We start from the raw sequence: 23,443 nt of genomic DNA on the forward strand, positions 1-23,443 counted from the left end.
GGCTTCCCCGCCGGACCGCGGGACCGCGCCCGTTCGTCACACTGGCGGCCTGCCTCCTGCTGCTGGCGAGCATGCTCGCCGCCCTGCTGGTCGGCGCGGCGGACATCGCGCCGCGCGGCGCCGCGCTGCAGTTGCTCGACTGGCTGCCGTTCGTCTCCGCCGACTCCGGGCTCGCGCCGGTCGAGCGGGCGTTGCTGCTGGAACTCAGGCTGCCCAGGGTCCTGCTCGCCGCGATCGTCGGCGGACTGCTGGCCTGCGCGGGCGCCGGATACCAGGGCGTGTTCCGCAATCCGCTGGCCGACCCCTACCTGCTGGGGGCCGCCGCCGGGGCGGGCCTGACGACGACGGCGGTGATCGTGTTCACGACCGGCGAGGGGGACACGCTCCTGGTGCCCGGCGCGGCGTTCGCCGGGGCGATCGGCGGTGTCCTGCTCGCCTACGCGCTGGGCAACGTCGCGGGGAGGGGCGGCGGCACCGCGACGCTGGTCCTGGCCGGGGTCGCCGTGACCTCCTTCCTCACCGCGGTCCAGACGTTCCTCCAGCAGCTCGACGTGGAGGAACTCCAGCGCGTCTACGGCTGGATCCTCGGCAACGTCGGCGGCGGCTGGGAGCAGGTCAGGCTGATCCTGCCGTACGCGGCGGTCTCCGTCGTGGTCATGCTGCTGTACGGCAGGCTGCTCGACGTACTGTCGGTCGGCGACGACGAGGCGGCCAGCCTCGGCGTGAACGTCGCCAGGGTCAGGCTCGTGGTGCTGCTGGCCGCCTCGCTGGCCACCGCCTCCGCCGTGGCGGTCAGCGGGCTCATCGGCTTCGTCGGCATCGTCGTCCCACATGTGGTCCGTCGCCTGGCCGGGGGGTCCTACCGGGTGGTGCTGCCGTTGTCCCTGGTCGGCGGGGCCGTCTTCCTGGTCCTGGCCGACCTGGCCGCCAGGACCGTGATCGCCCCGGCCGAGCTGCCCATCGGGGTGGTCACCGCCTTCGCGGGGGCGCCGTTCTTCGTGGCCGTGCTCCGCCTCACCCGGCGGGTGGAGACATGAGCCGCGTCGAGGCCAGGGGGCTCGGCGTCGTCCTCGGCGGGCGGGCCGTGCTGTCCGGTGTGGACCTGCGGGCGGGCGCGGGGGAGTGGCTCGCCGTCATCGGGGCCAACGGCGCGGGCAAGTCCACCCTGCTCAGGGCGTTGGCCGGGCTGCTGCCACACTCGGGTGAGGTGCTCGTGGACGGCGCGCCGGTGCGCGGGCTCAAGCCGAGGGAACGGGCGCGACTGCTGGCCTACGCCCCGCAGACCCCGGCGCTCCCCGGGGACATGACGGTCTTCGACTACGCGATGCTCGGCCGCACGCCGTACATCCCGCACCTGGGCAGGGAGAGCCGGGAGGACCGGGAGGTGACCGCCTCGGTGCTCGACCGGCTCGACCTGTCCCCGCTGGCCGCCCGCGCGCTCGGCCACCTGTCGGGCGGGGAGCGCCAGCGGGTCGTGCTCGCCAGGGCGCTGACCCAGCGGGCGTCGGTGCTGCTGCTCGACGAGCCGACCACGGCCCTGGACCTGGGACACCAGCAGCAGGTTCTCGAACTCCTCGACCGGCTCAGGCTGGCCGACGGCCTGACCGTGGTCACGACGCTGCACGACCTGAGCGTCGCCGGGCAGTACGCCGACACGATGACGCTGGTCGCCGGCGGTGGGGCCGCAGCGGCGGGCACTCCCGCGCACGTCCTCACCGAGGAGCTGATCGGTGAGCACTTCGACGCCCGGGTCCGTGTGGTGGCCGACGCGGGCGGCAGACCACAGGTCCACCTGGAGCGCCCGTGAGACTCGGACTGAGCCGTCGTGAGGAGGACGGGGCCAGGCTGGCCTCGCTGCTGTGGGAGTGCGGCCCCGGCTGGCGGGCGATCTCCTCGGCGATGCTGGGCGGCGGCATCGGGCCGGTCGGGTGGGTGCTCAACGCCCAGGTGGCCGGGGGCTACTCGCGGATGGACCCGGTGGCGCACCTGCTGGAGATGGCCCCGCCGGGGCCCGGGGTCGGCATGCTGACCGCGGCGGCCGTGGACCGGTTCACCACGGCCGCAGACGGGGGAGTCGAGGTCGCGGCGACCGTCGGCCTGCGCGTGCCGACCTGGGCGGCGGCCCCTGAGGGAACCCCCGACCCCGAGCTGGCGCCGATGTACCTGCCGGGGACGATCAACATCGTCGTCGCCGTCCCGGTGGCGATGACCGACGCCGCCCTGGTCAACGCCGTCATGACGGTCACCGAGGCCAAGTCCCAGGCGCTGGCCGAGGAGGGATTCCCGGGTACGGGCACCGCCTCGGACGCGGTCTGCGTCGCCGTACGGGAAGAGGGGCGGGCCGAGCTGTTCGGCGGCCCGCGCTCGACCTGGGGCGCCCGCGTCGCCCGCGCGGTGCACGCCGCCGTACGGCAGGGCGCCCGTGACTGGATGGGCAGGAACGGCCAGGCGGCTCGGGAACCATCTTCAGGACTGTCCGAAATGTAGGGATTGGTAGTTGATCTAGGCGTTGTTTTCGGGGGTCTGGCGGGATGTGTCCTGGTCGAACGGTGATTGTTTGTCTACTGAATACTTATCCGGGTGATGTTCTATTGACTTCTGCACTACGGTTGCCACGCTTGTCCTAATCCCCCCTATGGAGTGGCTATGCGGCGATTCGTCTTGGCTCTCGCGCTCCTCGGCGTCGTCGTCCCCGTGGCCGCCGCGACGGTCCCCGCGTTCGCGCACGAACATCCGAGTGGCATCACCGACCTGGTGACCCCGGCGGTCGTCAGGGTCGAGGCCAAGGCACGCGTCGACATCACCCTGCTCGACCACATCGGCGAACTGGTCCACGTCGAACGCTCCTACGACGTGCCGATCGGTGAGGGCACCGGCACCGTGGTCAACCCCGAGGGCGCCGTCGTCACCCTCACCAGGGTGGTCAGGACGGACAAGGACGTGGCGGTCCACGCCGCCAACAAGATCTTCGCCGAGCACCACAAGGTCAAGATCCCTGACGACTTCAAGCGGCACACCCTGAAGGACAAACTGCTCAACCACCACCTGCAGGAGTGCTACCCGCCGAAGCTGCCGACGGCCACCTGCATCGTCGACGTCACCACCGAGATCCGTGTCTTCCCCAACATCTCCCGGCCGGACGACGAGGGCTTCAAGGCTGAGATCACCCGTGTGGGGGACAAGCCGGACAGTCCCGCCGTGCTCGTGCCGGTCGGACGCGCGGACGCCAGCGCGGGCCTGCCGACGGCGCCGCTGGCGGCCCAGGTGCCGGACAAGGACTCCTGGCCGGTCGCGGTCGCCGGATTCACCAGACGGCCCGCGGCGGGCCTGCCGGAGACCGTGGACATCGCCCACCTGAGCGCCGGAGGCGCGGGCGAGGGCGGCAGAGGGTTCCGGGACCCGGAGAACAAGGTGGACGAGCCACGCAAACTGGGGGCGCTCGTCGACCGGGGCCTGCGCGGCGGCCCGGTGATCGAGGACAAGAAGGGGGAGGTCGTCGGCCTGCTCGTCGGAGGAGGCGAGGACGGCCGCATGATCGGGGTCCGGGAGGTCACCAAGGCCCTGGCCGAGGCCAGGGTCATTCCCAGGAGGGGGCCGATCGACGCGGCCTTCGAGCAGGCGCTGACCCGCTTCCACACCCACTACTACGGTGACGCGGTCCCCGCCTTCCAGCGTGTCCTCGACCTCTACCCGGGGCACGTCCTGGCGGCGGCGCACCTGAAGACGTCCCAGCAGAAACGCGGGACCGCCGAGGACGAGGGGGCCAGACGGGCCGCGGCCGCCGCCGGTGACAGCGCCGCCGGACCTCCCCTGTGGCCCTTCCTCGTCGTGGGAGGCGTGCTGGTGCTGGCCGTGCTGGCCGGGGCCTTCCTGCTGTGGCGCCGGAGGGGGAACGAAGAGGAGGAGGCCGAGGAGGAGCCGGTACGGAACACGCCGCCCCCCGGACCGCGGCCCGCACCCCGCCCTGAGCCTCGCCCCGGGGCACAGGCGGACAGGCGCGGGGCACCGGACGAGACGGCCGACGCCACCGTCGTGGTCGGCCGTTCCTTCCCCGCGCTGCCCAGGACGACCACCGCGCCGGGCACTCCCGTGCTGGTCGCGCGGGACCCGGGCGGCGGGCCCGGCACCAGGGAGACCGCGACCAGGCCGGACACCGTCCCCGTCAAACAGAAGTACTGCACCGCCTGCGGGATGCGGCTGGGGCCCGCGCACCGCTTCTGCGGCTACTGCGGCCACCCCACGGAGGCGTGATGGCCCAGAACGACAGAGCCCTGATCGGCCAGGAGGTGGCCGGATACCGCGTCGAGGACCTGATCGGCAAGGGCGGCATGGCGGTGGTCTACCTCGCCATCGACTCCCGGCTGAACCGCAAGGTGGCGCTGAAGGTCCTCAACCCGCTGCTGGGCGAGGACGAGCGCTTCCGCCAGCGCTTCGTGCTGGAGTCGCGGACGGTCGCGAGCATCGACCACCCCAACATCATCCCGGTCTACGAGGCCGACGCGGCCGAGGACGGCACGCTCTACATCGCGATGCGCTACGTGGACGGCCCCGACCTGCGGCGCCTGTTCTACGACCGGGGGCTGATGCCGGTCGGCCAGGCCAACAGGATCTTCGCCCAGGTGGCGGCGGCGCTGGACACCGCGCACGCGCACGACCTCATCCACCGCGACGTCAAACCGGCCAACATCCTGATCGCGGGCCACACCGAGGGCGACCACGCCTACCTCACCGACTTCGGCATCACCAAGCACCTCACCTCGCTCTCCGGGCTGACCCAGACCGACCAGTTCATCGGCACGCCCCGCTACATGTCCCCCGAGCAGATCAACAAGGAGCGCGTCGACGGCCGCTGCGACCAGTACGGCCTGGCGTGCGTGGTCTACGAGGCGCTGGCCGGGCGGCTGCCGTTCCGGCGGGACAACGAGATCGCGCTGCTGTGGGCACACCTGGCCGAGACGCCGACCCCGCTCAGCTCGCTGCGGCCCGAGCTGCCGATGGAGGTGGACGGCGTCATGGCGCGGGCGCTGGCCAAGTCACCCGAGCAGCGCTACGACACCTGCACGCAGTTCGTCACCGAGCTGCGGGACGCGATCAGCGGCCAGTCCTACCGGCTCGCGGAGGCGGCCCCCCAGGACCTTCAGGCCTCCCGGACCTCCCAGGCCGAGCCGGAGGCACCCACGAGGAGGCCCGCGCCGGAAGCCTCGCGGAAGGCCTCCCCGCGCAAACGCGGGAAGGGGCGGGGGATCGTCGTCGGCGCGGGCGTCGCCGTGGCGGCCGTCGTCGCGCTGGTCGCGGTGCTCGCCACCGTCCTGAGGGGCGGCGGCGAGTGGACGCCGTACGCGGGATCGTCCGCGGTGCCGGTCGCCTTCGAGCATCCGCCGAGCTGGACCCCCCGCGCGCACGCCGACGTGTTCGTGGTCGCCTCCCCGAAGGCCGGGGAGTTCGACGCGCTGTTCGGCACGCCGGTCACCGCCGACTGGGCGGCGGTCAACGAGATCATCAAGGCCTCCCCGGCGGAGGCGACCGGGATCTACGCGCAGACCCTCGACACCCTCGACCCGCGGAGCGGGGCCCAGCAGCTCCAGGAGACCCTGCAGTCCTCGCTGCCGGGCACGGTCAACGTCTCCTCCGAGGTCGTCCAGGTGCTGGTGGGCGGCAAGCCGGCCGTACGGCTCGAAGGCTCGATCACCGACCCGCAGCGCGGCGGCAGACTGGACTTCACCGGATGGGCCGTGGAACGACCGGGCAAACCCGCCCTCATGATTTACTTCTGCGCGCCGGGCACCTGTGACAGCTCGCTGGCCAATCGGTTCGTGCGGAGCGTGTCCTTCGGGACCTCCTGACTTGTGGCCCACTTGTAAGCCACTTGCCTGGGCGTTTTGTCCTGTATGCACGGAGGGCGGAAGGGATTAGTCTCCCCGCATGGCGGTTCCCTCTCCCCTCCTGCGACGCTCCGGCGCCGCTTTCCTCACCCGGCACCTCCGCACGGTGCCCAGGGCTGATCTGCTGATCGGCCTGGCCGTCATCGCACTCGGCACGCTGGAGGCCTTCACCGTCGCCGCCGACCACGGCGCGGCGCAGACCCCCGAACTGTGGTGGATCGGTCAGGCGCTCGTCACCGGGGTACTGGTGTGGTTCCGGCGCAAGGCGCCGGTCGCGGTCTTCATCCTGATGATCCTCGCCCAGTACGCCTGGCACCGGCAGGGCTACGAAGGCTGCCAGACCTGGCAGCTGGCCTCCCTGCTGATCGTCTTCCACACGGTCGCCGCCGAGCTGCCCGTCAAGCCGGGCCTGGCCTGGGCCGTGACCGGCATCCTGGTCTTCGACTCCGGTGCCGTCGACCACCGCCTGCTGCCCTTCGACGAGGTCATCTTCCTCACCGTCATCTTCGGTGCCGCCTACCTCACCGGCTTGGCCGTGCGCGCCTACGCCACCAGGGCGCACCGTCTGGCCGCCCACGCCGTACAACTGGAACGTGACAGGGAACGCCAGGCCGCCGAGGCCGTCGCCCAGGAACGCACCCGCATCGCCCGCGAGCTGCACGACGTGGTCGCCCACAGCGTCAGCATGATGGTCATGCAGGCCGGGGTGATGCGCCGGATGGGAAGCCCGCACGAGGACATGCTGCTCGGCATCGAGCGGATGGGCCGGGAGGCGGTGGACGAACTGCGCGTCATGCTCGGCGCGCTGCGCATGCCGCTCGACGAGGCCATTCCGCAGCCGGGACTCGACCTGCTGGCCGGCACGGTCACCTCGCTGGCCTCCTCCGGGCTGCGGATCAGCCTCGACGTCGTCGGCGATCCGGTACGGCTGCCCCCCGGCCTCGACCTGTCGGCCTACCGCATCGCGCAGGAGGCCCTGACCAACGCGGTCAAGCACGGCGGCGAGTCCGAGATCACGATCACCATCACCTACCACGGTGACCACATCGAACTTGAGGTCCTGGACGGCGGCGGCGGAGCCCCGTCCGAGCTGTCGACGGGCAACGGCCTCGTCGGCATGCGCGAGCGCGCCGCGCTCTTCGGCGGCCGCTTCGAAGCGGGCCCCCGCCCGGAGGGCGGTTTCCGTGTCCACGCATCCCTGCCTATCTCCCACCAGGAGGTGTTCGCCGATGAACGGATCAACTGAGACGAGCATTCGTGTCGTGATCGCCGACGACCAGGCCATGGTCCGCGCCGGGCTGAAGCTCGTCGTGGAGAGCGAGGCGGGCATGGAGGTCGTCGGGGAGGCGGCGGACGGGCTCGAAGCCGTCTCCGTCGCCCGCCGTACCCGGCCTGACATCGTGCTGATGGACATCTCCATGCCGCGTATGGACGGCCTCACCGCGGCCAGGCAGCTCCTCGGCCAGCCCGCCCCGCCGAAGGTGGTGATGCTGACCACCTTCGACACCGACGAGAACCTCTACGCCGCGCTGCGCGCCGGGACCAGCGGGTTCCTGCTGAAGGTCTCGCCCCCCGAGCAGCTCGTCGAGGCCATCCGGGTCGTCGTCGGCGGTGACGCGCTGCTCGATCCGGCGGTCACCACCCGGGTCATCGCCTCCTTCGCGGGCCGCCACGACCCGGCGCCCCCGCCGCAGCTGGCCGAGCTGACCCCGCGCGAACTTGAGGTGCTGCGCTTCCTGGCCAGAGGCATGACCAACGCCGAGATCGCCGGGGAGCTCTTCGTCGGTGAGGCCACGGTCAAGACGCACGTCGCGCGGGTGCTCATGAAGCTTCACCTGCGGGATCGGGCTCAGGCCGTGGTGTTCGCGTACGAGTCGGGCGTGGTACGGCCGGGCGCGTCCGTGGGGTAGTGGGAGATCCACTCCGTGCGGCTCATCCTGAGCATCTTGACGCCGAGCGAGCCGATCGCGACCGCGCTGGCGCCCCACAGCGCGACCGAGGCGGGGCCGTACGGAACGACCAGGGAGGTGCCGTAGCCGATCGCGACGACGAGCGGCACCCACCAGTGCGCGAACCCGGCCCGCCACACGCCGGCCAGCAGGACCGGCATGCCGAAGATGGCGAAGAAGAGCCAGGGCATCTGGAAGCCGAAGACGACGCCGGGCAGGTTCAGCATCTCGTCGAGGATCTTGGCGGCCTGTTCGGGGGTGTTGCGCTGCCCCAGCCACCACTCCACCGGATCGATCATGAGCATGCCCGACAGGTTGATGTAGCCGAGCGCGGTGAGTGGGCCCACGATGTGGCCGAAGACCACGGCCCTGCGGCGCATCACATGCAACAGGGCGATGGCGGCCAGGGCCATGAGCAGGTAGGACCAGTGGTACAGAGCCGACTGGGCCTGGGCCAGGGCCGGGTTGTCGCCGTAGCTGACGGCCTCCCGGTCGTCGCCCCAGGTGCCGGGGTCGATGATGACGGCGATCGTCTGCAGGAGGGGCGCGACGATCAGCAGTGTGCCGGACGCGATACGCCTGAAGTCGGCTGAGTCCTTGAACATCGGGAATTCCTTGCTGTGCCTTGCTGTGCGGAACCAATGCAAGGAAGGTAGGCCCGTCCCCGGCGCCGGGTCGTCCGCCGGGGGAGGGACCCACTCTCCACCCGGCGGCGTATCATCCCGCGACGCCGTTCCTTAGAAACAGGTCGGAGCGCTGCCCGGCAGACAGGGGCACTGGTTTCCGCCTCCGTCGCTCACCTGTCCGGAACGTGCCCGGATGACGTATCCCGCGTTGCCCGAGCCGGTGTTGCCGGCCGGAGGGAGCGGAGGAAGGGCCGGGGCGCCGCTCCTGGCCTCGTTCACGACGTGCATGCCACCCCGGAGGGGGCGAGGCCGTTCATCAGGGTGGCTATCAGGGCGTCGGCCGTGGCGGGGGGAACGTCGGCGGGGACGGGGGCACCGCGCAGGAGGCGGGGGAGGACCAGTTCGTGGCAGACGCCGACGAGTAGCGTGGCGGCGGCCTCGGGGTCGGCCGAGGGGGTCAGGCGGCCGAGGTCGCGTTCCGCGCGCAGATAGTCGGCGAGCATCGCCTGCAGCCCCTTGCCCTCGCCGAGGGGGTTGGGCAGCGCGTCGAAGCGGGCGAGCACCTCGGGCTGGGGGAGCAGGCCCGCGAAGGCGGGCAGGAAGGCCCTGTGCAGGGCGAGACCGTAGGTGAGGCAGGCGCGCAGGTTGCCGGCGACGGTGCCCTCACCCGGCCTGGCGGGCAGCGGGCCGAGGTCGTGCTCGACCGAGCGGACGTGGGCGTGCAGCGCCAGCGCCAGCAACTCCTCCTTGCCCTCGAAGTGGTTGTACAGCACGCCGTCCGCGACCCGTGCCGCACGGGCGATGTCGCGGACGGTGAGTCCGGTGGTGCCGCGTTCGGCGATGAGCCGTCCGGCGGTGGCGACGAGGTGTTCGCGCAGGCTCAGGCCGTCGGTGCCGTCACGCAGGGCGGCCGCTTTTCTCGGTGACATCACCCCGCATCCTAGTGAGCCGGGTGGGTCACGGCCGGGTGGCGGTGATCAGCCAGGCGGCGCCGCGCAGCCGTACGGCACCGGCCCGTTCGAAGGGGCGCATCGCCTCGGTGAGGGCGTCGAGGGCGTGGGAGGCCGACTCCTGATCGACCTGGCCGAGCATGAAACGGACGGGACCCCAGGCTCCCAGGAAGGCCGCCGCGTCCTCGGTGTCCGCCCCCCATGTCTGGGGAGCGTCCACGGGGGTCGCGGCCACGTTCTCGAAGCCCGCGGCGGTGAGCACCTCGTGGACGCGGACGGGGTCGGCCAGTGACTCGGGGCCGGGCCCGCCGGGTTCTGTCGTGGCGGGGCGACGCGGCAGGTGCGGGGTCATCGCGGCGAGGACGCGGCCCAGGTCCTGGTCGTCCAGGTTCCGCAGCGACAGCATGGCCAGGCGCCCGCCGGGGCGCAGCGCGCGGCCGATGTTGGCGAACGCGGCGACAGGGTCGGCGAAGAACATGATCCCGAACCGGCTCGTCGCCACGTCGAACCGGCCGGAGGGCAGCGGGTGGACCTGGGCGTCGCCCCGCTCGAAGGTCACGTTGGCGACGCCCTCGGCGTCCGCGCTCGCGCGGGCCCGCGCGAGCATGGGGGCCGACAGGTCGAGGCCGGTCGCGTGGCCGTGCCGGGCCAGCCGGGCGGCCAGCCTGGTCACCCGCCCGTTGCCGCAGCCGACGTCCAGCACCGTGTCCCGCTCCCCGACGGCCGCCGCCGCGAGCAGGGGTTCGTTGAAGGCGTCGTTCACGGCGTCGTAGCGGTCCTGGTGGTCGGCCCAGTGGTTGCCCTCGTAGCCGTTCCAGGCCTCGGACTGGCGGACGTTGACGACGGAGCCCATGCTTCCTCCCGAACTGATATGAACGAACGTTCATGAACGTTCGTTCATGATGGGGCGCGGAGCGGGAGGGTGTCAACCGCACGTGCCCCGGGCTCTTCGCCGATTAGGTCTTACTGGAAAGCTTCTTTGCTTTTACTCTCGATGCGTGGATCTCCAGGTTCGTCATCTGAGGGTGCTGTGTGCGATCGCGGACAGCGGGAGCATCTCCAGGGCGGCCGTGACCCTGAAGATGTCCCAGCCCGCGCTCACCGCTCAGCTGCGCCGTATCGAGCAGATGTTCGGCGACCCCCTGTTCGACAGGGGCCCCGAGGGCGCCCGCCCGACCATGCTCGGCGAGTGGCTGCTCGTCCGCTCCCGCTCCCTGGTCTCGGCCGTCGACGAGTTGGAGCGGACGGCCAGGCGTTACGCGCCCCCGCAGGTGGAGACGGCGCCGATCCGGGTCGGCTGCGCCCCGACCCGGCTGCGGATCTACCTGGCCAAGACCCTCCGCAGACTGCTGCCCGGCGCGGAGATCAGGCTGCTCACCGAGCAGACGATCGACACGTTGCCCGGCCTGCTCGAATCGGAGCGGATCGAGCTGGCGACCCTCGACGACTATCCGGACCACCGGCTCTGCGCGCCGCCCGGCGCGGTGTACACCGCCATCGCGGTGGAGCCGCTCTTCGTCGGCCTGCCCGCGGGCCACCCGCTGGCCGAGCACGAGGAGGTCGAGCTGCGCGACCTCGCCGAGGAGGACTGGGCGCTGCCGACCCCGCTTGAGTCGGGGCCCAGGGAGTACTTCTGGAACACCTGTGCCGCGCACGGCTTCGCCCCGCGCGTGGCCTACGGCGTCAACCTGGAGGTCGGGGTCGACCTGGTTGCGGAGGGGCGCTGCGTCAGCCTGTTCCAGGCGACCGTCCCGGCCAGGGAGGGCATCGCGATCCGCCCGCTGGCCGGCTCGCCCCTGCGCTTCCGGCACCTCATCGGATGGACCGCTCCCGGGCCGATCACCGCGCACGCCGACGCTCTGGTGCGGGCGCTGACCACCACCTACTGGACGGAGTCGCAACGGGCTCCCGCCTACCGGAACTGGCTGGAAAGGCACGGGCCGCTGAAGCGGTTGTGAGCCGTAGTCTCGCGGCGTGATGACCAGGAACTCGCACTGCTCCTTCTGCGGCAGTGCATACGCCCTCGACCAGGCGTGGCCGCGCACCTGCTCCTTCTGCGGCAACACCGCCTACCTCAACCCGCTGCCGGTCGCCGTGATGCTGCTGCCCGTCGACGACGGCGTGCTGGTGATCCGCCGCGGCGTCGAACCGCACCGGGGCGGCCTCGCCCTGCCGGGCGGCTTCGTCGACGTGGGGGAGTCCTGGCAGCAGGCGGCGGTCAGGGAGCTCCGCGAGGAGACGGGGGTCGTCGTCGGCGCGGACGACGTCCGGCTCCTCGACGTGCTCAGCGCCCCCGACGGCACCGTGCTGATCTTCGCCATGGGGCCGGAGACCTCCTCCGCCGCGCTCCCGCCGGTCGTGCCGACCGATGAGACGACGGAGTGGCTGACGATCGACGGGCCACGCGAGCTGGCTTTCCCGCTGCACACCAGGGTCGTGGCGGACTACTTCGCCGCTAGGTGACCTCCCGGGGCGGGCCCGCCGCGTCGGGCCCGCCCCCCATCCCGTACGGCCACGTGTATTGGTCCGTCCGAAACCTCCTCCCCGGGGGCCTCGCCGTGCCCTTGCCCGGGTGATCCACACCGCTCCTGCCGTAAGAGGTGTGTCAATATTCGGGCATCTTGTGTATATTTTCCGTCGTTGGCTCACATCTGAGGGAGGATTTATCGTGCGAGCGTTCCCACGGGTGCTCTTCGACGAGGCACACAACGAGTCATGGACCATCCGCAGGGACGTGGCCGAAACGATGAATCCGGGGCATCCCGACGACAACAGCTACGCCCGCGCCGCCGAGACGCTGCGCCGCCTCGGGCACACCGTGGCCGCGCACACCGGCGGACCGATCACCCCGGCCCTCCTCGCCGGGCAGGACGTCCTCGTGATCGCCCACCCCTCCGCCGACCGCTGGGAGCGCACCACGGGCCTGGGCAGCCCCGTCCTGCCGGTCGAGGAGCTCGACGCGATCGAGGACCACGTCACGGCCGGAGGCGGCCTGGTCGTGCTCGCCGAGTGCGAGCAGGAGAAGTACGGCAGCAACCTCGCCGAACTGCTCGGCCGCTTCGGCGTCACCGTCGAGCACACCACCGTCCAGGACCCCGGGAACTCCCACAACGGCGTGGCCTCCTGGGTCCTCGGCGTCCCCGGCGACCCCTCGCAGCGGGAGGACCCGCTGGCCGGGGCGCGCAGGGCGTGCTTCTACCGGGCGGGTGTCCTGACCGGCCCCGAGCACGCGAACGTGCTGTTCCGGACCTCGCGGACCGCCGACCCCGCCGACGCGCCCCTGGCGCTGGCCGTACGGCACGGCGAGGGCAGGGTCGTGGTCGTCGCCGACTCCGACCTGTTCGGTGACGACTCGATCGGCGACTACGACCACGCCGTGCTCTGGGGCAACCTCGTCACCTGGGCCGCCCGGGTGCCCGTCCCCGCCGGGCGCCGGGAGACCCAGGAGGTCCAGGAAGTCTCCGTGGTCCGCGAGTCCTTCCAGGCACTCAAGGCGGCCGTCGAGGCGCTCCAGCCGCTGCAGGCCAAGGACGGCTCCGTCGAGGGCGACCGGGACAGGGCGGTCGAGCTGATCGCCGAGATCGTCGAACACGTCGCACGGCTCGCCCCGTGCTTCCCCCACGACGAGGCCTACCTCACCGCAGTGGTCGCCGACCTGCGCAAGTGGGTCGAGCAGGGCCTGGGCGTCCCCGACTTCCTGGACTCCCTCGACGCCTTCCACCCCGACACCCAGCGGATCGACGGCCTCGAACACCTGGTCGTCTTCCCGATGTACACCCAGAACGGAAGCGTCCGCCGCCACCTGGAGGCCGTGCTGATCCGCACGGTCTGGCCCGAGTGGCTGGCGAACCTGGAGAACGAGCGCTACGACAACCCGCTCTTCGTGCCGATCGCCTTCGAGGACTTCACCTCCGGCTACGACACCAACTCCGCCGTCCTGTTCCCCGAGACCGTCGCGGTGCGCCAGACCCCGGCCCGTTTCACCTGGGGCGGCATCTTCTGCGACCGGGAGGCCGCCCGCTTCCGCGCGGTCAGCGGGGCCGCCGCCGAGACGCTCAAACTCGCGCTGCCGCCGGACGCGGCGCGGCTGGTCGCCTCGCAGGAACTGGCCCAGGACACCTTCGTGCTCTGGGACCTGATCCACGACCGCACGCACAGCCACGGCGACCTGCCGTTCGACCCGTTCATGATCAAGCAGCGCATGCCGTACTGGCTCTACTCCCTTGAGGAGCTGCGCTGCGACCTGACCGCGTTCGGCGAGGCCGTGAAGCTGGAGCGGGAGGGCGTCCCGCACGCCCGCTACGTCCAGATCGCCATCCTGTTCGACCGGCTGTTCCGCTTCCCGATCACCGGTGACCGGGTCCGCAACTACGACGGTCTCGGCGGGCAGCTGCTCTTCGCCTACCTGCACCGCAACGACATCGTCAGGTGGACGGACAACCGGCTCAGCGTCGCCTGGGACCGGGTCGCCGACGGCGTCGCCGACCTGCGGGGCGAGGTGGAGAAGCTCTACCGGGACGGAATCGACCGCTCCAAGCTCGCCCACTGGCTGGCCGCCCACCAGCTCGTCGCCGCCTACGTGGAGCCGCACCCGGCCTCCGTCTGGCACCGGGGGGTGGACGCGCTGCCGGTCGAGGGCTTCCCCAAGGCCGTGGTGGACGCGGTGCTGCCCGACGAGTTCCCCCTGAGCATGTTCTACGAGGCCCTGCGCCGTAAGCTCGGCGATGTCGTCGAGTCCACGAGGGGAATCCGGGCATGATCATTCTGGTGACGGGCGCGGCCGGGCCCGCGGGCAGGGCGGTCGTACGCCGCTTCACGGACAAGGGACACACCGTCATCGGTGTCGACAGGTCAGGCGCGGAGGGCACCCTCCCGGTCGACCTGCTCGACGCCGAGGCGGTCAGGCGGCTGGCCGCCGACGTCCAGGCCGAGCACGGCCGGCTGGACGGCGTCGTGCACCTGGTCGGCGGCTGGCGCGGCTCGAAGACCTTCGCTGAGACCAGGCTTGAGGACTGGGACCTGCTGCACGACCTGCTGGTGCGCACCCTGCAGCACGTCACCCTCGCCTTCGAGCCGCTGCTGAGGGTGAGCGGACGGGGCAGGTTCGCCATCGTCTCCGCGCTGGCCGCCGAACGGCCGACCCAGGGCAACGCCGCCTACGGCGCCGCCAAGGCCGCGGCCGAGGCCTGGACCCTGGCCTTCGCCGACGCCCTTGAGGGCTCGGGCTCGACGGCGAACGTCCTGGTCGTCAAGGCCCTGGTGAACCAGGCCATGCGGGAGGCCGCCCCCGAGCGGACCTTCCCCGGGTTCACCGACGTCGACGACCTCGCCGAGGCGATCGACGGCCTGTGGGACACCGACAGGAACGGCGAAAGGATCGTCCTGGCCCCGTGAGGCGGGACGGCGAGAACGACGCGGGCGGCCGGACACCGAAAGGCGGCCGCCCGACCAAGGGGAAGAAGTGACAGACGCCATCCGCAGACACGACCCGCTGGTCAAGGGATTCGCCAGCGACAACTACGCCGGAGTGCACCCGGAGATCCTCCAGGCCCTCGCCCTGGCCAACGAGGGACACCAGATCTCCTACGGCGAGGACGTCTACACCGAGGCCCTCCAGGAGGTCTTCCGCGGCCACTTCGGCCCCCTGGCGCAGGCGTGGCCGGTCTTCAACGGCACCGGGGCCAACGTGGTCGCGCTGCGCGCGATGACCGCCCCCTGGGAGGCGGTCGTCTGCGCGGAGTCCGCGCACATCCACACCGACGAGGGCGGGGCCCCGGAACGGTCGGCCGGCCTCAAGCTGCTCACCGTCGCCACCCCGGACGGCAAGCTCACCCCCGAGCTGGTCGACACCCAGGCCTGGGGTTTCGGCGACGAGCACCGCGCCCAGCCCAGGGTCGTCTCGATCACCCAGGCGACGGAGCTGGGCACCCTCTACACCCCCGACGAGGTCAGGGCGATCTGCGAGCACGCCCACCAGCTCGGCATGCTCGTCCACCTCGACGGCGCCCGCGCGGCCAACGCGGCCGCCGCGCTCGGGGTGCCGCTGCGCGCCTTCACCACGGACGCCGGGGTGGACGTGCTGTCCTTCGGCGGCACCAAGGCCGGGCTGATGTTCGGCGAGGCGATCGTGGTCCTCAACCCCGACGCCGTCAGGGGGCTGCGCTACCTGCGCAAGAGCGCGATGCAGCTCGCCTCCAAGATGAGATTCGTCTCGGTGCAGTTCGAGGCGCTGCTCGCCGGTGACCTGTGGCTGCGCAACGCGCGCAACGCCAACGCCATGGCCCGCAGACTGGCCGACGCCGTACGGGAGATCCCCGGGGTCGAGGTGCCCAGGCCCGTGCAGGCCAACGCCGTCTTCGCGGTCCTGCCCGCCGAGGTGACGCAGCGGCTGCAGAAGCGCTTCCGCTTCTACACCTGGAACGAGGCCGCCGGGGAGGTCCGCTGGATGACCGCCTTCGACACCACGGAGGCGGATGTGGACGCCTTCGCCGCCGCCGTGGCCGAGGAGATGCGCGCGCAGGCGTGAGAACACGCGGCCCGGTCCCGTACGGCTGACGCCGGGGGGAGAGACGCGCGGGGACGGGTCAGGACTTCCTGCCCGTCTCCTTCTCGTATGCGGTCAGCTGCTGTTCCAGAGCCTTCATGAGTTCGAACACCTGGCTCGGGGGGATGCGGATCCGGCTGACGATCCTGGTCGGCACACTGACGAAGTGCTGGCCCGACGAGGGGTCGTTGGCGAGCTGGGGCGGCCTGGTGATCACCGCGAAGTCCAGGACGAAGCCATCCTCGGTGTGCCACACCGATGCGAAGTTGGCGTACTGCCCGGCCTCGACCTCGGCGGAGATGCTCACCTCCAGGCGGTTCTCCGGTTCGTCGTTCACCATTTCTGTTCTATCTCCTCCGGCCAGGTTGCTCAATGCTGCCCTGGCCGGGGGAACGGGCGGCGCAGGGGCGCGCCGACCTCGTCGAGGCGGACGCCGTACAGGGGGTGGGCCCGGGAACGACCGGGGAGAGCTAGAGGATCGAGGGCAGTGGCCTGGCCCCGCGCTGGGCCAGCATGTCGGTCATCAGCTTGATCTCTCCCGTCTGGCCCGCGACGATGTGCCGCGCCAGGGTGGCCACCTCGTCGCGGTCCGACAGTTTCAGCAGCCCCTCGCTCATCTGCACGCCGCCCTCGTGGTGGCGGATCATGAGCTGAAGGAAGAGGATCTCCTGCTCCTTGCCCGTGGCCTCGCGGAGCCTCTTGAGCTCCTCCTGGCTGGCCATACCGGGCATCGCACCCGGGGCCGCCGCCGTTACGCCGTGGCCGTGACCGGACATCCAGGCCATCGGCGGGCGCTCGGTCGACTGGTTGAGCCCCCACTGCTGGAGCCAGCCGCCGAACATCCCGCGCTGGGCGGTCTGCGTGACGATGATGTCGTAGGTGAGCACCCGCAGGGGATCGTTCGTCGTGTCGTCCCGCATGATGAAGGCCATCTCGACGGCCTGCGAGTGGTGCGTGGCCATGTCACGGGCATAGCCGGCTTCGGCAGAGGAGTCGGTGGGGGACTGCCTACCCCCCAGGAACAGCACGGAGCCGACGAGCGCGAAAACGATGACTATCGCAAGGATCGTCCACGGTCGACGTGATCTGGGGCGTTCTACGGGGGTCTCCATCGCCTAGTCAGCCTACCGGTTACCAGCTGTGGGGAGGGAGTGCGGTACTTATTCCCGCTATACGTAGGTAGCGCATAAGGTGACTCGGACATGGTTTGCCCCCTGGAGGATTGATGATCAAGGAAGAGGCACGGTCGAGACGTGAGCGTCTCAACCAGATGCGTGAACAGCAGAAGCGCCGTGAGCGCCATGCCGGGATCATCATGTGGGGGGCCGGAGGCCTGGTCGTTCTGCTGCTCGTCGGAGTGGTCGGCTTCTACCTCGTCAACGAGCGGGCGCAGACCTCACTGGATTCGGTGACAAGCGCCAAATACGCGGGCGGATCGCACAAGGAAACCAAGATCAAATATGCGGAGAACCCCCCGATGGGCGGGGAGCACAACTCCGTATGGCAGCGCTGTGGCATCTACGACGAGCCCGTGAACAACGAGAACGCCGTGCACTCCCTGGAGCACGGCGCGGTGTGGATCACCTATCGGCCCGACCTTCCCAAGGACCAGGTCGAGACGTTGAAGAAGGCCGCATCGAGCGACTACATGCTTCTCAGCCCCTACCCGGGTCTCCCCAAGCCCGTCGTGCTGAGCTCCTGGAACAAGCAGCTGCAGCTCGACAGCGCGGACGATCCGCGACTGGCCAAGTTCGTCGCGAAGTACAAGAACAGTCCTGAGACCCCCGAGCTCGGCGCCTCCTGCGAGGGTCCGAACAGCGTCGACAAGCCCGCGTCGCAGAACCCCATTCCCGACGCCACGCCCGCTCCCTCCTCAAGCGCCTCCTGACGACAGGGAGGGCGGCGACCTCGCCGCCCTCCCGCCACGCGGGCGCCGAGGGTCACGAGTGGTCTCTCAGGGGGCGCAGGACCACTCCCACCACGGCGTCGGCGGGTACGTAACCGTACTGTCGCGAGTCTCCGCTGCCGTCGGGATTGTCTCCCAGGAGCACCAGACTGGCCGGGGGGACCACCGCCCCGGCCCCTTCGAAGGGAAAGGGCACCGGATCTCCGGGGATCGCCGCGACCCGTTTGATGACCCGCCGGGCGCGCAGTGCCTCCCGGGGACCCAGCTCTCCGGGAACGGGCCGTATCCACTCAGGCAGGTCGACGACGGCCACCTCACCCGCCCGGATCCGGCCTCCCCGGCGGCGCCGTACCAGTAGCCGGTCGCCGTGACGGTAGGTGGGTGTCATGCTGGGGCCCCGCACCGTGACCACCAGGTATCCCCGGCGCAGCCGGTTCAGCCAGCCCGCGAGGCAGGCCAGCGCGACAAGGGCCAGCGCGATCTGGATCATGTGAGCGTCGTCTCGTAGCCGCGGGCCTGCAGGGAGAAGAGCCGGGAGTAGACGCCGCCCTCGGCGACGAGCCGGGCGTGGTCGCCGCACTCGATGATCTCCCCGTCGGAGAGGACCGCGATCTGGTCCGCGTCGCGGACCGTGTTGAGGCGATGGGAGATCAGCAGGCTGGTACGGCCGCCGCGGTGCTCGCGGAGCCGGGCGTGAACCTCGGCCTCGGCCTCCGCGTCGAGACCGGAGCTGGGCTCGTCGAGGACGAGCATGTCCCGGTCGTCCCGAAGCAGCGCCCTCGCCAGCGCCAGCCGCTGCCCCTGCCCGCCGGACAGCAGCATGCCCATCTCGGGGTGCTCCTCGTCGATCCCGGCCAGGAACATCCGGGTCAGCATGGTGTCGTAGCCGTTCGGCAGCGCGGCCAGCACCTCGTGCACCCCGGCGCGCCGCGCGGCGGCCTCGATCCGATCTCGGTCCTCCAGCCGGGCGAGGTCACCGAGGCCGATGTTCTCCGCCGCGGAGAGCTCGTACTCCACGTAGTCCTGGAACACCGTGCCGATCCGTTCCCGCAGCTGGGCGGGGTCGGTGTCCCGCAGGTCGACTCCGTCCCAGCGGACCTGGCCGCGGGTGGGGTCGTAGAGCCTGCAGAGCAGCTTCACCAGTGTGCTCTTGCCCGCGCCGTTCAGCCCGACCAGCGCGGTGGCCCGGCCCGCGGGAATGGTGAGGTTCACACCACGCAGCACCCACGGCTGGTCGGGACCGTAGCGGAACCAGACGTCCCGGAACTCGACCCCTCCCGTCAGCGCCGGTACCGGGCGGGGAGAGGCCGGGACCGGCAGGTCGGGTTCGACCGTGGTCGCCACGTGGTAGTGGTCCAGCATGAGCAGCGCCTGGTAGGAGGCTCCCAGCTGACTGATGATCGCGGACAGGGAGCTCTGGACCCCGGCGACCGCGGCCACGAGCACCGTCACGTCACCCACGGTGAGTCGTCCGGCCCGGGAGGCCAGGACGGCCCAGATCAGCCCGCCGCCCGCGACTCCGGCCCCCAGGAGGGCCAGGAGGATCTGCACTCCCAGCTCGCGCCGGTCCAGGGCGCGGTTGACGGCGTTGGTCGAGCGCAGCTCGGAGAGCATCCGGTTCCTGAAGAAGTCCCCCAGTCCGAAGAGACGGACCTCCTTGGCCTCCCGCGGGGCGCTGAGCAGGTTCGCATAGAAGTACTGCCGCCGCTCGGCGTAGCCGGTCCGCCACATCGCCCCCACCCGGCGCCGGCCCAGCAGGACCTCCGCCCGCGTGGTGGGGATCGCGGTGACCGAGACGGCCAGCACCAGCCAGGGGTTGATCAACAGCAGGGTGACCAGGAAACCGGTCAGGGTCAGCAGACTTCTTCCGATGCCGGTGGCGCTGTTCAGCAGGTGCACGGGGCCGGTGCTGCCCGCCTGCTGCGCCAGGCTGATCCGATTGTGGAAGTCCGGGTTCTCCAGGGTCGCCAGCCCCCGCAACCGGTCGTTCATCGCGGTGTAGAGCCGGTCGACCGCGACCGTCCGCACCCGCCTCCCCACCTCGGCCTCGGTGTACTGGGACAGCCGTGGCACGACCACGGCGCAGACCCCCGCGAGGGCGAGCGCCACGGCGGCCCAGACCAGGGCCGTGCCGGAGACGCCGCCGACCAGGCCGTCCAACGTCAGCCGGGTGAGCCAGGCGACCACCACCGGCGCGAGCCCCGCGGCGGCCGAGAGCAGCACCAGCACGCCCAGCGCCGCCGGAGCGGCCGCCAGCGTCAGCCGCGCCGCCATGAGGGTGTGGCCGAACGCCGCTTTGGGGGTGAGCCCGGCCGTCGCTGCGGCCTGCCTCACATCTCCGCCGGTACGGCCACGGCACCTCGCCCGGTGTGGGTCACCGCGCCGTCCGCGCCGAGACGGCACATGGCGGGGTAGGCGGAGGTCTTGAAGGCGGCGGCCAGCGGCCCGCGATCCCGTTCGATGACGACCATGACGTTCTCCCGGAGCTGCGACACCATGTCGGCGGCGACCTCGTCCGTCGGCGCCACGATCACGGCCAGCGCCTGCCGACGGCCCTCGGGCAGCGCCCGCGCCGCCGCGGCGAACCTGGGAAGCCACTCGTGGCACGCGTCGCAGGTCGGGGAGAAGAACCCCACCAGCCCACCGGCCAGCTGTGCCCCGGTGACCGCCTCGGCGTCCACGGTGCGGGCGGTGAAGGGACCGGGGCGGGTCCCGGGACCGGTGATCGGCTCGATCATGGACTTCGGGTGGGTCAGGCCGTCGAGACGTTCTGTGTGGTCCCGTAGCCGGCGGATCACGCCCAGCGTGAGGACCAGATTCAAGACGGTGACGACGACACAGAGAATCACGGCTGCGGCAACAAACATGTCCACTGCTTTCTTCACTTCGATTTGTTCGGGTGGTACGGAGACGAGGCGAACAGGGCGACCAGATCGTCCAGGCGGATCACCAGGGACGCGACGGTGAGGGCGGCGATCACCGTGACCACGGCGAGGGCCGGCTCCATCGGCCCGGCGGGGGAGAGCAGGGCCGTCAGCAGGCCGGCCACCGCCACCACGATCAGGACGAGGTTGCGCGCCAGGTGCACCGGTCCCAGCGGTGTGCCTCCGGCCCCGAAACAGCGGCACGGGGCACGTTCACCCCGGCGCAGCGCCGCGGCGATCGCGATCGTGAACCCGGTGGTCGTCACGGTGGCGAGGGCGAATCCCGCCGCGGCGGTCGCGGGAAGGAGGGTCAGGACGACGACGGCCAGTTCGGCGGCGAACACTCCGAGGGCGACCGGCCGCCGCCACCTGCCCACGCGGGGAGGCAACAGCCGGCCGGTCGATCTCGTGAATTCGGCAAACGCCTTACCGGGCCGTTTGCTGATCGCCGCTACGGCGAAAGTGCTCGCCACGAGCACCTGGCAGCCCAGGGTGACGAGTGCCATTGGTCGTTTAGGCGGGGACTAGGAGCAGACGCTGCACGTGATACGGCGGGCGCTGTCCTCGCAGAGGCACAGCTTGGTCAGGCCACCTCCGCAGGGAATCTCATAGAGACACGGCCCCGTGTAGGGGTAGGAGCCACAGGGGCAGCTCGCGGCCGCGCTCGACGCGGGCACGAACCGGCTCAGCAGCCGGTCCCCCAGGATTCCCAATTTGTTAAGCATGTCGCAGACCCTTCCTCCGGCCGCCGGTTCCGCGCGTGAGAGATTAATATGCGGCCGGAGTGGTCTCCGGGGCGGCACGTTGTTCACGCTAACCGCCGCTTATCGGCAAAACAATAGATTCTTGCCGAAGAATGGCAATTGCAATTCCGGGAGGCCGGTTATTCATTGATTTGGAAGGATGTGGTTTCGAATTCCCGACTCTCCTGTCGGGTAACCTGGGCGGACGTGAGCCCCGGGGCCGCGGGGGGCCCGCAGGAGGCCTTCGTCCAGTCTGGCCGGGGGTCGTGAGCTGCGAACATTCGCTCGCCTCCCGGGGCGTCCCGCATGGTGACCGTGGCCTTTCCGTGGCCTTTCCGTGTCATGACGGGCTCCCGCCCTCCCCGGGGTGTGACCCGGCCGTCCGAACCGGTCGCGTTTTTCCAGCTTTTCGGCCCGCCGGTTCGGACTGTTCCGCCCTTTTTGGGCATCACTTCCTGCTGTTTTCTCTGCCCGTTTGGCGGATGGGCGGAGTGTCACCGGACGTGCCATTTCTGTGACGTTTCTGTGAATGGCTTGGAAAGCATTTCCGTATGGAAATCATTACTTTATGTGAGCGCATTGTCCGATGAATGGGCGGGTCGGTCAAGCATTTGTGCAATGTGAAATGGTTCACAGATTGACCGCTTTGGGAGAGGGTAACGCGGTGCCGGTTTCCGGGACGGCGGGGCTGACAGGGCGCCGAACAGCCCCGCACGGCGTGCCGGGGGTGGTCCTGAACCACCGGACTATCGGAGTACCCGCTCCAGCGGAACCGCCTCCAGGCCGTGGGCCTCGGCCACCGGCTGGTTGGTCAGGTGCCCCTCGTGTGTGTTGAGGCCGGGAGCCAGTACGGGGTCCTCGCGCAGCGCCTGGCGCCAGCCGAGGTCGGCGATGGCCAGGACGTAGGGCAGGGTCACGTTGGTCAGCGCGTAGGTCGAGGTGTGCGGGACGGCGCCCGGCATGTTGGCCACGCAGTAGAAGATCGAGTCGTGCACCCGGTAGGTCGGGTCGGCGTGGGTCGTCGGCCGGGAGTCCTCGAAGCAGCCGCCCTGGTCGATGGCGATGTCCACCAGGACCGAGCCCGGCCTCATCCGTGAGACCAGTTCGTTGCTGACCAGTTTCGGGGCCTTGGCGCCCGGCACCAGCACCGCGCCGATGACCAGGTCGGCGTTGAGGACCGCGCGCTCGACCTCGAAGCTGTTGGAGGCGACCGTCTGGCAGTGGCCCTGGTAGATGACGTCGGCCTGGCGGAGCCTGTCGATGTTCTTGTCCAGCAGGACCACCTCGGCCTGCATGCCGAGCGCGATCACCGCGGCGTTCATGCCGGAGACCCCGGCACCGATCACGACCACGCTCGCGGCGTGCACACCGGAGACGCCGCCCATCAGCACCCCGCGGCCGCCCTCGGGCCGCATCAGGTGGTAGGCCCCGACCTGGGGGGCGAGGCGCCCGGCGACCTCGGACATCGGGGCGAGCAGCGGCAGGGAGCCGTTGGCGTTCTGCACGGTCTCGTAGGCGATGCCGGTGACCCCGGACTCCAGCATGGCCCGGGTGCAGGCCTCGGAGGCGGCCAGGTGCAGGTAGGTGAAGAGCACCTGCCCCTTGCTCATCCGGTGGTACTCCTCGGCGACGGGCTCCTTGACCTTCAGGACGAGGTCCCCCTCGGCCCACACGTCGTCGGCCGAGTCGATGATGACGGCGCCGACGCTCTGGAAGTCGGAGTCGGGAATCGACGACCCCGCTCCGGCGTCCTTCTCGATGAACACCTGATGACCATGCCGGACCAGCTCCTGGGCGCCGGCTGGGGTCAGGGCCACACGGTACTCGTGGTTCTTGACCTCGCGGGGAACAGCGATCTTCACGGCTCCTCCAGATTCGTGCACCTATGTCACCTTCACTCTGCGTTCCCGAGAAAGAGG

24 protein-coding genes are annotated in these 23,443 nt (G+C 70.7%); 13 read left to right on the plus strand and 11 right to left on the minus strand.

The window, feature by feature from the left end:
• Positions 1 to 41: 41 nt before the first annotated feature.
• The 7 genes from ABZ463_RS10245 (at position 42) to ABZ463_RS10275 (ending at position 7,792) form a co-directional block, all read left to right on the plus strand.
• The gene (locus ABZ463_RS10245) at positions 42 to 1,037 is read left to right on the plus strand and encodes an iron ABC transporter permease (RefSeq protein ID WP_352009447.1); all 996 of its coding nucleotides are present in this window, start codon (positions 42 to 44) and stop codon (positions 1,035 to 1,037) included.
• A complete protein-coding gene (locus tag ABZ463_RS10250; protein ID WP_362775120.1) occupies positions 1,034 to 1,807 on the plus strand; it encodes an ABC transporter ATP-binding protein in 774 nt (257 codons plus the stop codon). The genes ABZ463_RS10245 and ABZ463_RS10250 overlap by 4 nt, the downstream gene beginning before the upstream one ends.
• Positions 1,804 to 2,487, plus strand: coding sequence for an adenosylcobinamide amidohydrolase (locus tag ABZ463_RS10255; protein WP_362775123.1), 684 nt, complete (start codon positions 1,804 to 1,806; stop codon positions 2,485 to 2,487). The genes ABZ463_RS10250 and ABZ463_RS10255 overlap by 4 nt, the downstream gene beginning before the upstream one ends.
• Before the next feature lie 159 nt (positions 2,488 to 2,646).
• Positions 2,647 to 4,251 carry a zinc ribbon domain-containing protein gene (locus ABZ463_RS10260; protein WP_352008746.1) on the plus strand — a complete coding sequence of 535 codons (1,605 nt, stop codon included), beginning with the start codon at positions 2,647 to 2,649 and terminating at the stop codon, positions 4,249 to 4,251.
• Positions 4,251 to 5,843, plus strand: a complete 1,593-nt coding sequence (locus ABZ463_RS10265; RefSeq protein ID WP_352008747.1) for a serine/threonine-protein kinase — start codon at positions 4,251 to 4,253, stop codon at positions 5,841 to 5,843. Before ABZ463_RS10260 ends, ABZ463_RS10265 begins: the two co-directional genes overlap by 1 nt.
• A gap of 79 nt (positions 5,844 to 5,922) precedes the next feature.
• Complete coding sequence (locus tag ABZ463_RS10270) at positions 5,923 to 7,128, plus strand: sensor histidine kinase (RefSeq protein ID WP_362775127.1); 1,206 nt, start codon at positions 5,923 to 5,925, stop codon at positions 7,126 to 7,128.
• Positions 7,112 to 7,792 (plus strand): response regulator transcription factor, encoded by a 681-nt coding sequence (locus tag ABZ463_RS10275; RefSeq protein WP_352008749.1) that lies wholly within the window; start codon positions 7,112 to 7,114, stop codon positions 7,790 to 7,792. Before ABZ463_RS10270 ends, ABZ463_RS10275 begins: the two co-directional genes overlap by 17 nt.
• On the opposite strand, the gene ABZ463_RS10280 is transcribed toward ABZ463_RS10275, so the two are convergent.
• The 3 genes from ABZ463_RS10280 to ABZ463_RS10290 form a co-directional block, all read right to left on the minus strand.
• A complete protein-coding gene (locus tag ABZ463_RS10280; protein WP_362775130.1) occupies positions 7,732 to 8,436 on the minus strand; it encodes a hypothetical protein in 705 nt (234 codons plus the stop codon). The genes ABZ463_RS10275 and ABZ463_RS10280 overlap by 61 nt on opposite strands.
• 296 nt (positions 8,437 to 8,732) lie before the next feature.
• Positions 8,733 to 9,386, minus strand: a complete 654-nt coding sequence (locus tag ABZ463_RS10285; protein WP_362775133.1) for a TetR/AcrR family transcriptional regulator — start codon at positions 9,384 to 9,386, stop codon at positions 8,733 to 8,735.
• Positions 9,387 to 9,414: 28 nt separating this feature from the next.
• Positions 9,415 to 10,260: a methyltransferase domain-containing protein gene (locus ABZ463_RS10290; protein ID WP_362775136.1), complete on the minus strand. Its 846-nt coding sequence runs from the start codon at positions 10,258 to 10,260 to the stop codon at positions 9,415 to 9,417.
• Between the two features lie 145 nt (positions 10,261 to 10,405).
• Between ABZ463_RS10290 and ABZ463_RS10295 the strand changes: the two genes are divergently transcribed.
• The 5 genes from ABZ463_RS10295 (at position 10,406) to ABZ463_RS10315 (ending at position 15,933) form a co-directional block, all read left to right on the plus strand.
• On the plus strand, positions 10,406 to 11,365 hold the full coding sequence (locus tag ABZ463_RS10295) for a LysR family transcriptional regulator (RefSeq protein WP_362775139.1): 960 nt from the start codon (positions 10,406 to 10,408) through the stop codon (positions 11,363 to 11,365).
• Positions 11,366 to 11,384: 19 nt separating this feature from the next.
• Positions 11,385 to 11,870 carry an NUDIX domain-containing protein gene (locus ABZ463_RS10300; protein ID WP_352009448.1) on the plus strand — a complete coding sequence of 162 codons (486 nt, stop codon included), beginning with the start codon at positions 11,385 to 11,387 and terminating at the stop codon, positions 11,868 to 11,870.
• Between the two features lie 205 nt (positions 11,871 to 12,075).
• The gene (locus ABZ463_RS10305; protein WP_352008754.1) at positions 12,076 to 14,166 is read left to right on the plus strand and encodes a DUF6421 family protein; all 2,091 of its coding nucleotides are present in this window, start codon (positions 12,076 to 12,078) and stop codon (positions 14,164 to 14,166) included.
• Positions 14,163 to 14,801, plus strand: a complete 639-nt coding sequence (locus ABZ463_RS10310) for an SDR family oxidoreductase (RefSeq protein WP_362775143.1) — start codon at positions 14,163 to 14,165, stop codon at positions 14,799 to 14,801. The genes ABZ463_RS10305 and ABZ463_RS10310 overlap by 4 nt, the downstream gene beginning before the upstream one ends.
• Before the next feature lie 67 nt (positions 14,802 to 14,868).
• Complete coding sequence (locus ABZ463_RS10315) at positions 14,869 to 15,933, plus strand: low specificity L-threonine aldolase (protein WP_362775146.1); 1,065 nt, start codon at positions 14,869 to 14,871, stop codon at positions 15,931 to 15,933.
• 58 nt (positions 15,934 to 15,991) lie between these two features.
• Here the strand turns inward: ABZ463_RS10315 and ABZ463_RS10320 are convergent, their stop codons facing one another.
• Both ABZ463_RS10320 and ABZ463_RS10325 read right to left on the minus strand, forming a co-directional pair.
• A complete protein-coding gene (locus ABZ463_RS10320; RefSeq protein WP_352008757.1) occupies positions 15,992 to 16,291 on the minus strand; it encodes a DUF3467 domain-containing protein in 300 nt (99 codons plus the stop codon).
• A gap of 130 nt (positions 16,292 to 16,421) precedes the next feature.
• Entirely contained in the window at positions 16,422 to 16,979 is a 558-nt protein-coding gene (locus tag ABZ463_RS10325; RefSeq protein WP_352008758.1) for a DUF305 domain-containing protein, read from the minus strand.
• 197 nt (positions 16,980 to 17,176) lie between these two features.
• Here ABZ463_RS10325 and ABZ463_RS10330 point away from each other — a divergent pair, with 197 nt between their 5' ends.
• Positions 17,177 to 17,839, plus strand: coding sequence for a DUF3105 domain-containing protein (locus tag ABZ463_RS10330; RefSeq protein ID WP_362775151.1), 663 nt, complete (start codon positions 17,177 to 17,179; stop codon positions 17,837 to 17,839).
• A gap of 52 nt (positions 17,840 to 17,891) precedes the next feature.
• On the opposite strand, the gene ABZ463_RS10335 is transcribed toward ABZ463_RS10330, so the two are convergent.
• The 6 genes from ABZ463_RS10335 to ald form a co-directional block, all read right to left on the minus strand.
• Positions 17,892 to 18,347 carry a S26 family signal peptidase gene (locus ABZ463_RS10335; RefSeq protein WP_362775154.1) on the minus strand — a complete coding sequence of 152 codons (456 nt, stop codon included), beginning with the start codon at positions 18,345 to 18,347 and terminating at the stop codon, positions 17,892 to 17,894.
• On the minus strand, positions 18,344 to 20,191 hold the full coding sequence (locus tag ABZ463_RS10340; protein WP_362775157.1) for an ABC transporter ATP-binding protein: 1,848 nt from the start codon (positions 20,189 to 20,191) through the stop codon (positions 18,344 to 18,346). Before ABZ463_RS10340 ends, ABZ463_RS10335 begins: the two co-directional genes overlap by 4 nt.
• Positions 20,188 to 20,679, minus strand: a complete 492-nt coding sequence (locus ABZ463_RS10345) for a hypothetical protein (protein WP_362775160.1) — start codon at positions 20,677 to 20,679, stop codon at positions 20,188 to 20,190. Before ABZ463_RS10345 ends, ABZ463_RS10340 begins: the two co-directional genes overlap by 4 nt.
• Before the next feature lie 59 nt (positions 20,680 to 20,738).
• Complete coding sequence (locus tag ABZ463_RS10350) at positions 20,739 to 21,287, minus strand: MauE/DoxX family redox-associated membrane protein (RefSeq protein ID WP_362775163.1); 549 nt, start codon at positions 21,285 to 21,287, stop codon at positions 20,739 to 20,741.
• Between the two features lie 18 nt (positions 21,288 to 21,305).
• The gene (locus ABZ463_RS10355) at positions 21,306 to 21,506 is read right to left on the minus strand and encodes a hypothetical protein (protein WP_352008764.1); all 201 of its coding nucleotides are present in this window, start codon (positions 21,504 to 21,506) and stop codon (positions 21,306 to 21,308) included.
• Between the two features lie 764 nt (positions 21,507 to 22,270).
• A complete protein-coding gene (gene ald / locus ABZ463_RS10360; protein WP_352008765.1) occupies positions 22,271 to 23,386 on the minus strand; it encodes an alanine dehydrogenase in 1,116 nt (371 codons plus the stop codon).
• Positions 23,387 to 23,443: the final 57 nt, after the last annotated feature.

This window comes from Streptosporangium sp. NPDC020145 (assembly GCF_040631275.1).
Taxonomy (GTDB): domain Bacteria; phylum Actinomycetota; class Actinomycetes; order Streptosporangiales; family Streptosporangiaceae; genus Streptosporangium.

Bases quoted from the DNA above. Each gene is read 5' to 3' on its own strand.
- ABZ463_RS10260 (WP_352008746.1), top strand. From the start codon at position 2,647: ATGCGGCGATTCGTCTTGGCTCTCGCGCTCCTCGGCGTCGTCGTCCCC.
- ABZ463_RS10250 (WP_362775120.1), top strand. From the start codon at position 1,034: ATGAGCCGCGTCGAGGCCAGGGGGCTCGGCGTCGTCCTCGGCGGGCGG.
- ABZ463_RS10335 (WP_362775154.1), bottom strand. From the start codon at position 18,347: ATGATCCAGATCGCGCTGGCCCTTGTCGCGCTGGCCTGCCTCGCGGGC.
- ABZ463_RS10310 (WP_362775143.1), top strand. From the start codon at position 14,163: ATGATCATTCTGGTGACGGGCGCGGCCGGGCCCGCGGGCAGGGCGGTC.
- ABZ463_RS10265 (WP_352008747.1), top strand. From the start codon at position 4,251: ATGGCCCAGAACGACAGAGCCCTGATCGGCCAGGAGGTGGCCGGATAC.
- ABZ463_RS10300 (WP_352009448.1), top strand. From the start codon at position 11,385: ATGACCAGGAACTCGCACTGCTCCTTCTGCGGCAGTGCATACGCCCTC.
- ABZ463_RS10270 (WP_362775127.1), top strand. From the start codon at position 5,923: ATGGCGGTTCCCTCTCCCCTCCTGCGACGCTCCGGCGCCGCTTTCCTC.
- ABZ463_RS10290 (WP_362775136.1), bottom strand. From the start codon at position 10,260: ATGGGCTCCGTCGTCAACGTCCGCCAGTCCGAGGCCTGGAACGGCTAC.
- ABZ463_RS10355 (WP_352008764.1), bottom strand. From the start codon at position 21,506: ATGCTTAACAAATTGGGAATCCTGGGGGACCGGCTGCTGAGCCGGTTC.
- ABZ463_RS10330 (WP_362775151.1), top strand. From the start codon at position 17,177: ATGATCAAGGAAGAGGCACGGTCGAGACGTGAGCGTCTCAACCAGATG.
- ABZ463_RS10320 (WP_352008757.1), bottom strand. From the start codon at position 16,291: ATGGTGAACGACGAACCGGAGAACCGCCTGGAGGTGAGCATCTCCGCC.
- ABZ463_RS10285 (WP_362775133.1), bottom strand. From the start codon at position 9,386: ATGTCACCGAGAAAAGCGGCCGCCCTGCGTGACGGCACCGACGGCCTG.
- ABZ463_RS10280 (WP_362775130.1), bottom strand. From the start codon at position 8,436: ATGTTCAAGGACTCAGCCGACTTCAGGCGTATCGCGTCCGGCACACTG.
- ABZ463_RS10275 (WP_352008749.1), top strand. From the start codon at position 7,112: ATGAACGGATCAACTGAGACGAGCATTCGTGTCGTGATCGCCGACGAC.
- ABZ463_RS10350 (WP_362775163.1), bottom strand. From the start codon at position 21,287: ATGGCACTCGTCACCCTGGGCTGCCAGGTGCTCGTGGCGAGCACTTTC.